Genomic DNA, 12,745 nt, shown 5'->3' with positions numbered 1-12,745 from the left:
ATGCCAGTCATGAAGATGCAGATATGAATGTTGAACCCCCTAGTGCTGAAACCCTCCCGGCCGGTGAAGACGCCTATCGTTCGATCAAGAGCGATATCGTTCTGTCGCGGATTGCGCCCGGTGCTGCGGTGTCTGAGGCTATGCTTGAAAAGCGTTACAGCTTTGGTCGCGCCTCGATCCGCAAGGCGCTGACGCGGTTGGCGCAGGACGGGCTGATTGTCCCGCGCGCACGCTCGGGCCATCAGGTCGCGCCGCTGACGCTTGCCGATATTGATGAGGTTTTCATGCTGCGCCGGCGGCTTGAGCCCTATTCCGTTCGTCTGGCGGCGGGCCGGATCGATGAGCCAAGGTTGCGCGCTTTGGATCAACTGTGCCGGGCTTCGTACACGGCGGGTGATATCGAGGGGGAGCTGGCCTTTCTTGAGGCCAACCGTCAATTCCATGTGGCGCTGGGCTATGCGGCAGGGCTGCCGCGCTTGGGCCGGATGGTTGAGCAGCTGCATGATGAGGCGGCGCGGATCCTGTATCTGGGCTTCCGCCTGAAAAGCCGCTCGGAAGAATGGTCGCATGGGCATGAGGCCCTGCTGGAGGCGCTGACCGCGCCTGATCCTGAAAAAGCGGAAAAGATCGCCACGGACCTGCTCGACCATAGCTACGAGCAGGTGCGCAAGGCTGCGCTGGAAAGTCGATCCCTTCGCGGTGCGGAGCTGGTCGCAGGTTAAACCAACTGGAGAAGAAAATGATTTCAAGACGGAGCATCCTGCGCACTGCAGGTGCCGCAGCATCGCTGTCACTGTTCGCCCCGGCGATCGCGCGCGCCAAGAGCCAAGAGGTCAATATCATGACCTATGCTGGCCATGTGCCCGATGCCTTCAAGGCCAAGTTCGAGGCGGAGACGGGGATCACCCTGAACATCCGTATCGTCGCCGACCAAGGCAAGCAGTTCAACACGATGGTCACCGAGACCTCCAGCCCGGTGACGGATATCTGCACGGTTGCGGCGCACCGCATCCCGCAATTCCGCGGCAGCGATTTGCTGGCTCCGGTTGATGTGAGCCGTCTGCCCGGTTGGTCGGCATTGAACCCGATCTACAGCGAGGCCGATTGGCTGAAAGCGGATGGCGATGTTTGGAGCGTTCCGGTTGCCCTTGGCGCGACCGGTCTGGGCAGCAATCCTGATCTTGTCAGCGAAGAAGACGGCAGCAGCTGGGGCAGCCTGTTCAACGAGGCCTTTGCGGGCCGCGTGAGCTATGTGGTGCTGGATGCGATCAGTCTGGCGATTGCCTATCAGGGCAATGACATCACCTTTAACTCCTACATCGACGACCGCGCCAAGGCGCAGGACGTGGTGAACCAAGCCCGCGACTTCGTGATCGCAAATAAGGGCATCTTGCTGAAATACACCGAAAGCTCGACCGAGCAGCAGCAGCTTTTCATCAATGACGAGATTGATGTCGGCCAGATCAGCTTTGGCGAGGCCGCGCGGCTTTTGAACGGCGAGATGCCGTTCCGCTTCCGCATCCCGAAAGAAGGCACTTTTGGCTTTGTGCGCAGCCTTGGCATCGCCCGGCATGCCCCGAATGCCGAAGCCGCCTATACCTTCTTGGACGCCTTCCTTTCGGAGCCCGAGATCGGCACCCAGATCGCCCGTTCGAGCGGCTCTTTGCCGACCTTCAGCGGCTTTGCCGATCCGATGACCGAGGCCGAGAAGGCCATCTTTGCCTTCTCAGACGAAGACCTGAAGCGCATCCATTTCGAAAGCCCCACGGCCTCGGGCCTGAAATACGAGCTGATCGACGTGGCTGTGGCCGAGATCAAAGCCTCTTGATCCCAATCCCGTCCGGCCTGCATAGGGCCGGGCGGGCTTTCTTTTTGCGGAAGACGCTTATGAACACCCAGCCGGCCAGGATCGCATTGCTTGCGTTTCCGGCATTTTGGATCCTGCTTTTGCATCTTGGCCCGATGCTGGCGATGCTGCGCATCAGTTTTCTAGAGAGTTTTCCGCCTTTGCCCGGCAGTGCCGAGGTGGCAACACTGGCCAATTACACGGCCTTCTTTGCCAATGATGTCTACATCGTGCCGATGTTGCGCACTTTGGTCTTTTCGTTCAGCGCCACGCTTTTGCTGTTGGTGCTGACCTATCCGCTGGCGTTCTTTCTGGCCAAGGGCGTGCGGGCTGAGCGCAAGCTGACCTATCTGATGATCCTATTTGCCCCGTTCTGGGTGGGTGAGATCATTCGGATTTTCTCGATCACCGTAACCTTTGGCAACCGCGGTGCCGTCAACTGGGTTTTGCTGAACTTGGGCATTCTAGAACGGCCGTTGCGGATGCTTTACGGCTATTTCTCGCTGTCGACCGGGATCATCCATCTGTCCGCGCTTTACATGCTGATGCCGATCTATGCCGCGATCGAGAAGATCCCTGATAATCTTCTAGAGGCGGGGCGCGACCTTGGCGCGGGTCCGGTGAGCCGGTTCTTTGACATCATTCTGCCGCTCTCGCGCGAGGGGGTGGCAACGGGCTGCGCGTTGGTGTTTTTGGCCAATGTCGGCACCTATTCGGTGCCCGCGCTCTTGGGAGGACCGGGGACGAGCATGTTCTCGGAGACCATCGGCACCTTCTTTCACACCGCTGGGTCACAATGGCCCGTCGGATCTGCGTTTTCGGTCTTGCTGCTGACGGCCTCTTTGACGATCGCGGCGCTGATGATGCTGGTGATCCAGCGGCGCAAAGGAAGGGCAAGATGACCCGCAGTTTTGCATGGGTCGGCAGCTGGCTGCTGCAGGCCTATTACATGCTTTTCGTAGCCTTCTTGGTGCTCCCGATCTTCGTGATGATCTTGATGAGCTTCAAGAATTCTGAGTTTTTAGGCTTTCCGATCAAAGGTTTGACTCTGGATTGGTATGGGGCGGCACTGGCCGATCCGGCGATTTTGGGGGCGGTGGCGACCACCGCTTTCGTCGCGGCCGTCTCGACGCTGATCGCTTTGGTCGTGGGCACTTGGGCCGCTGTCGCGCTTGAGCGGTTGCAAGGGCTGGCCAAGGCTGTGGCCTTTGTCATCTTGTGCATTCCGCTGGCGGCGCCGGGCATCATCTCGGCGATTTCGCTGCGGATTTTCGCCTTCGACATCGGACTAGAGCTAGGCGTGCCGGCGATCATCATGGCCCATACGGTCCATGCGGTGCCTTTTGTCTCGCTTATGGTGCTGGCACGTCTGTCCCATCTGCCAAAATCGCAGACCGAGGCCGCGAAAGATCTTGGTGCCAGCCCGATCACCGCTTTTTGCCTGATCACGCTGCCGTTCTTGAAGCCCTCGCTGATCGGCGCCAGCCTTTTTGGGCTTTTGCTGAGCATGGATGACTTCAACCGATCCTTCTTCCTTGGTGGGTTCGAGCCGACCCTGCCCATTCTGGTCTTCGAGCGTATGTCGACCGGAATCTCTCCTCAGATCAACGCGATCGCCAGCATTGTGCTGCTCGTCACGCTTTCGATGGGCTTTGTCGGTGAACGCACGCTGCGCCGGATTGGAGCCCGCAAATGACCGATATCTGCGTTTTGCGCGACATCACCGCCCGATATGGCGATGTGACGGTGATTGACCGTTTGAATTTGGCGATCCCTGAGGGGGCGTTCGTCACGCTTTTGGGGCCCTCGGGTTGCGGCAAATCCACGACGCTGCGGATGATCGGCGGGTTTGAGACCCCAGCCGCAGGGCAGGTGCTTTTGGCGGGCAAAGACGTGACCCATGTTGCGCCGAACCACCGCGATACCAATCTGGTGTTCCAAGATTATGCGCTGTTCCCGCATATGACGGTGGCTGAGAACATTGCCTTTGGGCTGAAGCGCAAAGGCGCGCCGCGCGATGTTATTCGCCAGCGCGTGGATGAGTTGATGCAGCTTGTGCGCCTTCCCGATATGGCGCAGCGGTTGCCGGCGATGCTTTCGGGAGGTCAGCGTCAGCGGGTGGCTTTGGCGCGGGCCTTGGCGCGCGACCCGGCGCTTTTGTTGCTGGATGAACCCTTGGGCGCGCTGGATGCCAAGCTGCGCGAAGAGATGCAGCATGAGCTGAAATCCCTGCAGCGCGCGACCGGAAAGGCCTTTGTCTTCGTCACCCATGACCAAGAAGAGGCGCTGACCATGTCGGATGTGGTGGTGGTGATGAACAAAGGCCGGATCGAGCAACAAGGCGCGCCGGTTGAACTTTATCGCGATCCCCAAAGCCGCTTCGTCGCCTCGTTCATTGGCAAGAGCAACTTCTTTGAAGGGCGGTTGCAAGAGGCCTCGGCGGGCATTGGGCGGGTCGAGGTGGCGGGCGGCACGCTGAGCGCACGGCTGGGCTCTGCCCCGCTGAAGGCCGGGGACGCGGTGGTTGTCGCCGTGCGTCCCGAAAAAGTTGCGCTGGCGACCGAGCGGCCTCAGGGCAATGCGATCGAGGCGCGGCTGCAGTCGCTGTCGTACAAGGGCGCCAAATCGACGGCGCTTTTCGCCGATGCATTTGGCCGGCGGATCGAGATGGATTTTAACCCCGAAGAGCGCCGCATCGAAGCTGGCGACAGTTCGGTTTGGCTGGGCTGGCAGGATGCTGACGGCATCGTGCTTGCAGCTTAAGAAAGGACCACCCCCCTTATGTCACTGAAGAAAGAGCGCATTCAGGCCCTTTTGGCCGGAGAGCGCGTCACCGCCCCCGTCGCCAGCTTCTTTCAGCACAAGCATGCGGCCGAGCAAGACCCGGTTTCACTGGCCGCCCGGCTGGTGGAATTTAACCGCGCCGGGAATTGGGACTTTATCAAAGTGCAGTCCCGCGCCACCTATTACGGCGAGGCTTGGGGCTGCGCGCATGTCTATGACGATGTGCAAGGCCCGGTGATGACTGACCATGTGGTCAAATCGCGCGAGGATTATCTGCGACTGGCCGAGCTCGACCCTGCCACCGGGCCTTTGGGGGATCATGTCGCCGCGGCAAGATTGCTGAAGGCCGAAGTGGGAGCGGATACGCCTTGCGTCCATACGATCTTTTCCCCTCTGACCGTGCTGACCCGCCTGCGCGGCGCGCAGCGCAAGACCGCGGGCGAGACCGATCGGCTGAAGGCGGATATGCAAGAGATGCCCGAGGCGGTGCGCCACGGGCTTGAGGTCGTCACCCGCAGCCTTGAGGCCTATGCTCGGGCTTTGGTGCGGGCGGGCGGCGATGGTGTCTTCATCACGACCACGGCTTGGGATGCCGATCAGCTCACGCCGGATCAATACCGCGACTGGGCCGCGCCCTATGAGCGCCGGGTGTTCGAGGCCGCAATCGCGGAGGGGGCTTGGCTCAACATCATCCACGCTTGCCGCGCGCATACGCATCTGCAGATTGCTGCCGAGCAGCCGGTGCAGATCATCAGCTACGACAGCACCTCGGGCCGCAATCCGGCGTTGGGAGAGGCGGCGCAACTGACCGATAAGGTGCTGTGGTCGGGGCTGAGTGTCTCGGCCTTTGCTGCCCGCGATGAGGCTGAGCTTGCGCGCGAGGCCGAGGCGGCGTGGCAAGCCACGGGCGGGCGCCGTCTGGTCTTGGGGCCGACCTGCGCGGTGCCGGCCGATGTGGAAGCGCCGGTTCTGGCGCGTTTGGCCGAGAAGATCCGCGGGCTTGGCTAAGGTGAGCGGCTAAGGGCTATTGCCGCGCGGCGTGATCCGCGGCGCGGCGGATGTTCAGATAAGCAAAAGGGCCGCAGCTGAGGGCGGCCCTTCTTTATTCGATGCATCTGTGAGGCCGGGCTGACAATGCGCTAGAGCCAATCGCGCAAGATTGGGATCAGCGGCAGATCCGCAGGTGGCATGGGGTAATCGCGGAGCTTATCGGGCGCGACCCAAGCGAGTTTCTGGCCCTCGCGCGGCTGCGGGATCCCCTCCCAGCGGCGGCAGGCGAAGAGCGGCATCAGAAGGTGGAAATCCTCGTAGCTGTGGCTGGCGAAGGTGAGCGGCGCGAGGCAGCTTTTCCAAGTGTCGATGCCAAGCTCTTCTTGCAGCTCGCGGATCAGCGCGGCTTCTGGCGTCTCGCCGGGATCGACCTTGCCGCCGGGAAATTCCCAAAGTCCGGCGAGGGATTTGCCTTCGGGGCGTTGCGCAAGAAGCACGCGGCCATCGGCATCGATCAGCGCCACGGCGGAGACGAGGAGGATCTTCATTGTGGCGCCTTTAGATATGGGGAGGCCGGGGGCGCTGCCCCCGGACCCCCGGGATATTTATCAGACAGAAAATGAACGGGTTGGGAGTGTCTGTTACGAGCGGTAGTCGGCGTTGATCTCGATGTAGCGATTGGTGAGATCGCAGGTCCAGACCGAGCGCTTGGCGCGGCCAAGGCCGAGATCGACGCCGATGGTGAGCTCGGCTTGCTTCATGTAAGTCGCCCCGGCCTCTTCGGAGTAAGAGGGCGCGCGCCAGCCGTTTTTGGCCACGATGATATCGCCAAAGCGGATGGTGAGGCGGTCGCGCTCGGCATTGGCGCCGGATTTGCCGACGGCCATGACGATGCGGCCCCAGTTCGGGTCTTCGCCCGCGACGGCAGTTTTGACCAAGGGCGAATTGGCGATGGCGAAGGCGACTTTGGCGGCGTCCTCATCCGAGGCAGCGCCGGTGACCTTCACCTCCACGAGTTTGGTCGCACCTTCGCCGTCGCGCACCACTTGCAAGGCAAGGTCGCGCATCACGCCCGCAAGCGCGGTCTCAAAGGCTTTGAGGCTGGGGCCTTTCAACTCTGCCGCCGGGCTTTGGCCGGTGGCGGCGATCAAAAGCGTGTCGGAGGTCGAGGTGTCGCTGTCGACGGTGATCGAGTTGAAACTGCCGTTCAGGTTGCGGTCGACCATCTTTTGCAGATTGCTGGCCGAGATTTTTGCATCGGTGAAGATATAGACCAGCATCGTTGCCATATCGGGCGCGATCATGCCCGAGCCTTTGGCGATGCCGGAGATGTGGATCTTGCCCCCTTCGCCCTCGATCGTGGCGGCGGCGCCTTTGGGGAAAGTGTCGGTGGTCATGATCGCCTCGGCGGCCATCTGGATGCCGGTCTCGGTGAGATCGGCGGCCAAAGCGGGCACGACGGCGGTGATCTTGCCATGCTGCAAAGGCTCACCGATCACGCCGGTCGAGGAGGAGAAGACGCGCGAGGCGGGCAGGGCGAGCGCTTCGGCCACGGCGCCAGTGACGGCGGCCACGGCCTCATCGCCGACTTTGCCGGTGAAGGCGTTGGAATTGCCCGAGTTCACCACGATGGCGGCGCCGGCCCCGGCGGGGACCTTGGTCGCAAGCTTGGTTTGGCAGTCGCGCACGCAGCCCGAGCGGGTGGTGGATTTGGTGAAGGCGCCAGCCATCACGGTGCCGGGGGCAAGGCGCACCAACATCACGTCCTTGCGGTCGAGATATTTGACGCCTGCGCCGATGGCGGCAAACTCGGCCCCGGCGATCAACGGCAGGGCCGGGAAGGCGGCGGGGGCGAGTGGCGAGACGGGCTTGACGGCCTTTTTCGCCGCTTTGACCACATCGGTCACCGCGCCGGTGACGGCATCGGACACCGCTTCGGCCACGGGGCCTGCGGCTGCGCTGATATTTTCACGCAATTTACGCACTTTCCGCTTCAAGGCTTTGGCTTCCGCCTTCCACTTGGTCTTGCTCATCTCGCCGCCCTCCGCTGTTTTGGTTGCCGATCAGTCGATCAGCTCGGTTTTCTTCGCCACGGCCGGATCAAAGGCTGCACCGGGACGCTCGATCTTGGCGGCATCGGTCAGAGCGGTGATTTTGGCTTCGACGGCTTTGTTCTCGATCTCGACCGCCAGCTCTTCGCGCATCTCGTCGAGCGTGGGCTGAGCGGCGGTGCGGGTCTCTTTCACCAAGACGATGTGCCAGCCGAAATCGGATTTCACCGGATCGGTCACCTTACCCGGGGTGGCGGCAACGACGGCATCCTCGAAGGGCTTGACCATCATGCCAAGGCCGAACCAACCCAGATCCCCGCCTTGCGCGCCCGAGCCGGTGTCGGTGGAATTGGCTTTGGCCAGTTCCGCGAAATCGGCACCGCCTTCGATTTGCGATTTCAGCTCTTTGGCCTTTTCTTCATCGTCCACCAGAATATGCGCGGCGTTATATTCTTGCTGCGGGGCGGCATCTTTGAAGCGCGCGTCATAGGCGGCTTGCAACGCCTCATCCGTGACCGAGGAGGTGACGACATCTTCGATCACAACACCGGAAAGATAGGCGCGGCGCGAGTTGTCGACATTGGCGGTGTCGCGGGCCGAAAGTTCGGTATGGGCTTGGGCCAGAACTTCTTGCTGCACGAGCTGCTCGAGAAGGCCGTTGTAGAGCACGTCATCGGGCAGATCGAGATATTGCGGCGGCAGGTTCTCGCGCAGGGCGATCATCTGACCAAGGGTGATTTCGGTGCCATTCACCGTGGCGATCACCGTAGCCGCAGTTTCGCCTTCAGCGAAAACCGGGCCGGAAAGCGCGACCATCATCGCCGCAGCGGCGTAGAAACCTGTCATTTTCGCCATCTTCACCTACTCCTGATGCTGCCGCGCGTTCTCGCGGCGTTGACTATCCCAAACCAGCCCCTTAGATCGCTTCAGTCGCGGAGAACGGTCGCGAGTAGGCTTGGCCGGTCCGTGCCTCTTGGTCCTTCTAGGGAAGGCTCAAAGGCCGGGCAAGACCAAGTCCTCGTGATGACGAGAATTGGCCGCAATCGGAGAGATTATGCTGGGACTTGCAACGCTTGCACGCAAGGTTTTCGGATCGCAGAATGACCGCAAGGTCAAGTCGGTCCGACCGCTCGTGGCGAAGATCAACGCACTTGAGACCCAGTTTCAAGCGCTCTCGGATGAGGGTCTGATCGAAAAGACCCGCGAATTCCAAAAACGCGTGCAAGAGCAGGGCGAGTCGCTTGACGCGATTTTGCCCGAAGCATTCGCAAATTGCCGTGAAGCCGCACGTCGGGCTTTGGGTCTGCGCGCCTTTGATGTGCAGCTGATGGGCGGGATCTTCTTGCATCAGGGCAATATCGCCGAGATGCGCACGGGTGAGGGCAAGACCCTTGTGGCCACCTTCCCGGCCTATCTGAATGCGCTGACCGGCAAGGGCGTGCATGTCGTCACGGTGAACGACTATCTGGCCCGCCGTGACGCAGAATGGATGAGCAAGGTTTACGGCCAGCTTGGTCTGACCACCGGCGTTGTGGTGCCCTTCCAAGGCGAGGCGGAGAAGCGCGCGGCTTATCGCTGCGACATCACCTATGCCACCAACAACGAGTTGGGCTTCGACTATCTGCGCGACAATATGAAAGCCTCTATCGATGAGATGGCGCAGCGCGGGCATCACTTTGCCATCGTGGACGAGGTCGACTCGATCTTGGTCGATGAGGCGCGGACACCGCTGATCATCTCGGGCCCGGCGCAGGACCGCAGCGAGCTTTATACCGCGGTGGATCGGCTGATCCCAAGTCTGTCGGACAGCGATTACAAGCTGGACGAGAAGCAGCGTCAGGTGACTTTCACCGACGAGGGCAACGACTCGATCGAGAAGCTTTTGCTTGAAGCCGGTGTGCTGCCCGAGGGGCAGAACCTGTTCGCGCCGGAATCGACCACGATTGTGCATCACATCAATCAGGCTTTGCGCGCGCATAAGCTTTACGCCGCCGACCAGCACTACATCGTGCGCGACGGCGAAGTGGTGTTGATCGACGAATTCACCGGCCGGATGATGAAGGGGCGCCGTCTCTCGGACGGGCTGCATCAGGCGATCGAGGCCAAAGAAGGCGTTAAGATCCAAGCCGAGAACGTGACCTTGGCAAGCGTGACCTTCCAAAACTACTTCCGGCTTTATGAAAAGCTGGGCGGGATGACCGGGACCGCGGCCACCGAGGCCGAAGAGTTCATGCAGATCTATGGTCTGGGCGTGGTCGAAGTGCCGACCAACCGCACCGTGCAGCGCAAAGACGAGCATGATAAGGTCTATCGCAACACCAAAGAAAAGTTCGACGGCATCCTGAAGTCGATCAAAGAGGCGCATGAGCGCCACCAGCCGATCTTGGTCGGCACCACCTCGATCGAGAAATCGGAAATGCTCTCGGCCTTCCTGACCGAAGCTGGCATCGCGCATAACGTCTTGAACGCACGCCAGCATGAGCAAGAGGCGCAGATCGTTGCCGATGCGGGTAAGCTGGGCGCGGTGACGATCGCCACCAATATGGCCGGTCGCGGCACCGATATTAAGCTGGGCGGCAACGTCGAGTTTAAAGTGATGGAGGCCATTGCCGCCAACCCGGAGGCCAACCCCGACGAGATCCGCGCCCAGATTGAGGCGGCGCATAAGGATGAAGAAGAGGCGGTCAAACAGGCCGGTGGTCTGTTTGTTCTGGGCACCGAGCGGCACGAAAGCCGCCGCATCGACAACCAGCTGCGCGGCCGTTCGGGCCGTCAGGGCGACCCCGGCCGCTCGGCCTTCTTCCTGAGCTTGGAAGATGACCTGATGCGCATCTTTGGCTCTGAGCGGTTGGACAAGGTCTTGTCGTCGCTGGGGATGAAAGAGGGCGAAGCAATCATCCATCCTTGGGTGAACAAATCGCTTGAGAAGGCCCAAGCCAAAGTGGAAGGCCGCAACTTCGACATCCGCAAGCAGCTGTTGAAGTTTGACGATGTGATGAACGACCAGCGTAAGGCGATCTTCAGCCAGCGGCTTGAGATCATGCAGGCCGAGAATGTCACCGAGATCGCCGATGACATGCGTCATCAAGTTATCGACGATCTGGTTGACGAATTCATGCCGCCGAAGAGCTATCCGGATGCGTGGAACCTTGAAGGTCTGCGTGAGACCGCGCGCGAGCGGCTGAACCTTGACCTGCCGGTGCAGGACTGGGCCGCGGAAGAGGGTGTCGACCAAGCGGCGATGTCCGAACGGATCATCGAAGCCTCGGACAAGGCGATGGTTGAGAAGACCGCCGCCTTTGGTCAGGCGACGATGGAGAACATCGAAAAGCAAGTCTTGCTGCAGTCGATCGATGGCAAATGGCGTGACCACTTGCTGCGGCTTGAGCATCTGCGCTCGGTGATCGGGTTCCGCTCTTACGCGCAGCGCGACCCGCTGAACGAGTATAAGACCGAAGCCTTCCAGCTTTTTGAGACCTTGCTTGAGTCGCTGCGTGTGCAGGTGACCGAGCAGCTGGGCAAGATCCGCCCGCTGACCCGCGAAGAGCAAGAGCAGATGATGGCGCAGATGATCGCGCAAGGTCAGATCGAGGCCGGCGATCTTCCGGCCCAAGCTCCGGCCGAGGCTGCAGCTGCGGCTCCGGTTGTCGCCGCCGAAGGCGCGGCTTTGGCCGGCTTCGATGAGGCAGATCCCTCGACTTGGGGCGCGCCGGCACGCAACGATCTTTGCCCCTGCGGTTCGGGCGAGAAGTTCAAACACTGCCACGGTCGTTTGGCCTAAGGGCCGACTTTCCGCAGCCCAGAGCGATTCGTCTCTGGGCTGCGCATCCTTCGCAAATCCTAAAACTTTGCCGATTTGGCGCCATATTCTGGCGTCTTTTGGCATTTGAGGGCCATTTGCGCGGCGTTTTGGCGGGAATCATTCCGCAAACTGGACACGGGAATGCCCCGATTGCGCGCAAGGCTTGGGGCGGAAACTTGCTCAATTAGGGGGCAAAGGTGAAAAAGCGTCAGAAATCCATCCTGCGGGCCGGGGCTGTGCTTTTGGTCGCGGTCTCGGCGGGGCATTTCGTGCAAAGCCTAGACGACAAGAAGCTTGCCGCTGTAGCCCCGGCCAAGCCCACCGAGATTGTGCGTGTCTCGGCCGGTCCGGAAGCCGTTGATGCGGCACAACCGGTGTTGGAGGTGCCGCTTGAGGTGGCAATGGAGGCCTCTGAGACCGGCGCTGATCTGCCGATCCCTGTGACGCCTGCTCTGGCCGAGGCCGAAGCCGCCGCTGCGCCGATCTTGGCCGCTTTGCCTCAGCCTGCGGAAGCTGTGGCGGTGGGGCCCTTGCCTGCCGATGCTCGGGCGACTGAGCCTGCTGTGACGCCAGAGGCGCCGCCTGCAGCTGCAGAGATTGCAGACGTCGGACCGCAGGACTGCACGCCGTCGCTGACGCTGAGTGCGGCGCCGCAAGCGATGATCGCGGTGGCGCTTTCTGCACCTTGCCGCCAAGGGGAGCGGGTTGTGCTGCGCCATGCGGGCTTGGCCGTGGCCGAGGCCTTGTCAGCTGAGGGCGATTTGATCTTGGACTTGCCAGCTTTGCAGGCTGACGCCCAAGTCTCGATCCTTTTCGCCGATGCCGAAACCCTGCATGCCAGCATCGAAGTGCCCTCGGCTGCCATGCTGCATCGCACTGCTGTGCAATGGATCGCCGATGATGCCTTCCAGATCTATGCCCTTGAAAACGGCGCCGATTATGGCGAGCCGGGGGCTGTTTGGAGCGGCGCGCCCGCATCCGCCAACGGCGGCTACTTGGTTGCTTTGGGGGATCCGACCCTCGATCTGCCGATGCGCGCCGAAATCTATACGGCGCCCTCGATGGGCAAGATCGATCTGAGCATCGAGGCCAATGTGACCGAGGTGAGCTGTGGTCGTGAGCTTTTGGGCGAGGTGTTGGAGCTGAAAGATGGTCAACTCAGCATCAACGAGCTGACCCTTGCGATGCCAGATTGCGATGCGATTGGCGACATTCTGGTGTTGAAAAATCCGGGCCAGGACATGACACTCGCTTCGGTCGAGTAAAGGTCGG

At 61.2% G+C, this 12,745-nt stretch carries 11 protein-coding genes; 8 read left to right on the top strand and 3 right to left on the bottom strand.

Annotated features, from left to right (window positions below):
- The first annotated feature begins 23 nt into the window (after positions 1-23).
- The 6 genes from Q9295_RS01945 to Q9295_RS01920 are packed head-to-tail and all read left to right on the top strand — an operon-like array spanning position 24 to position 5,638.
- Positions 24-722, top strand: a complete 699-nt coding sequence (locus Q9295_RS01945; protein ID WP_306678816.1) for a GntR family transcriptional regulator — start codon at positions 24-26, stop codon at positions 720-722.
- Positions 723-739: 17 nt separating this feature from the next.
- A complete protein-coding gene (locus Q9295_RS01940) occupies positions 740-1,828 on the top strand; it encodes an ABC transporter substrate-binding protein (RefSeq protein ID WP_306678815.1) in 1,089 nt (362 codons plus the stop codon).
- Positions 1,829-1,887: 59 nt separating this feature from the next.
- Positions 1,888-2,748, top strand: a complete 861-nt coding sequence (locus tag Q9295_RS01935; protein ID WP_306678814.1) for an ABC transporter permease — start codon at positions 1,888-1,890, stop codon at positions 2,746-2,748.
- Positions 2,745-3,542 carry an ABC transporter permease gene (locus tag Q9295_RS01930; RefSeq protein ID WP_306678813.1) on the top strand — a complete coding sequence of 266 codons (798 nt, stop codon included), beginning with the start codon at positions 2,745-2,747 and terminating at the stop codon, positions 3,540-3,542. The genes Q9295_RS01935 and Q9295_RS01930 overlap by 4 nt, the downstream gene beginning before the upstream one ends.
- Positions 3,539-4,609, top strand: coding sequence for an ABC transporter ATP-binding protein (locus tag Q9295_RS01925; RefSeq protein ID WP_306678812.1), 1,071 nt, complete (start codon positions 3,539-3,541; stop codon positions 4,607-4,609). The genes Q9295_RS01930 and Q9295_RS01925 overlap by 4 nt, the downstream gene beginning before the upstream one ends.
- 18 nt (positions 4,610-4,627) lie before the next feature.
- Positions 4,628-5,638, top strand: a complete 1,011-nt coding sequence (locus tag Q9295_RS01920) for a uroporphyrinogen decarboxylase family protein (protein WP_306678811.1) — start codon at positions 4,628-4,630, stop codon at positions 5,636-5,638.
- A 131-nt stretch (positions 5,639-5,769) separates the two neighbouring features.
- On the opposite strand, the gene mutT is transcribed toward Q9295_RS01920, so the two are convergent.
- The 3 genes from mutT to Q9295_RS01905 all read right to left on the bottom strand — a co-directional run bounded on the left by mutT (position 5,770) and on the right by Q9295_RS01905 (position 8,526).
- The gene (gene mutT, locus Q9295_RS01915) at positions 5,770-6,168 is read right to left on the bottom strand and encodes an 8-oxo-dGTP diphosphatase MutT (RefSeq protein ID WP_306678810.1); all 399 of its coding nucleotides are present in this window, start codon (positions 6,166-6,168) and stop codon (positions 5,770-5,772) included.
- 93 nt (positions 6,169-6,261) lie between these two features.
- Positions 6,262-7,653 (bottom strand): bifunctional glutamate N-acetyltransferase/amino-acid acetyltransferase ArgJ, encoded by a 1,392-nt coding sequence (gene argJ / locus Q9295_RS01910; RefSeq protein ID WP_306678809.1) that lies wholly within the window; start codon positions 7,651-7,653, stop codon positions 6,262-6,264.
- A gap of 30 nt (positions 7,654-7,683) precedes the next feature.
- Positions 7,684-8,526: a peptidylprolyl isomerase gene (locus Q9295_RS01905; RefSeq protein WP_306678808.1), complete on the bottom strand. Its 843-nt coding sequence runs from the start codon at positions 8,524-8,526 to the stop codon at positions 7,684-7,686.
- A gap of 199 nt (positions 8,527-8,725) precedes the next feature.
- Between Q9295_RS01905 and secA the strand changes: the two genes are divergently transcribed.
- Positions 8,726-11,452: a preprotein translocase subunit SecA gene (gene secA / locus Q9295_RS01900; protein ID WP_306678807.1), complete on the top strand. Its 2,727-nt coding sequence runs from the start codon at positions 8,726-8,728 to the stop codon at positions 11,450-11,452.
- A 218-nt stretch (positions 11,453-11,670) separates the two neighbouring features.
- The gene (locus Q9295_RS01895; protein WP_306678806.1) at positions 11,671-12,738 is read left to right on the top strand and encodes a hypothetical protein; all 1,068 of its coding nucleotides are present in this window, start codon (positions 11,671-11,673) and stop codon (positions 12,736-12,738) included.
- Positions 12,739-12,745 lie beyond the last annotated feature (7 nt).

This window comes from Pseudogemmobacter lacusdianii, from assembly GCF_030848395.1.
GTDB classification, from domain to species: Bacteria; Pseudomonadota; Alphaproteobacteria; order Rhodobacterales; family Rhodobacteraceae; genus Pseudogemmobacter; species Pseudogemmobacter lacusdianii.
This window is presented reverse-complemented; position numbering and strand designations above follow the sequence as displayed.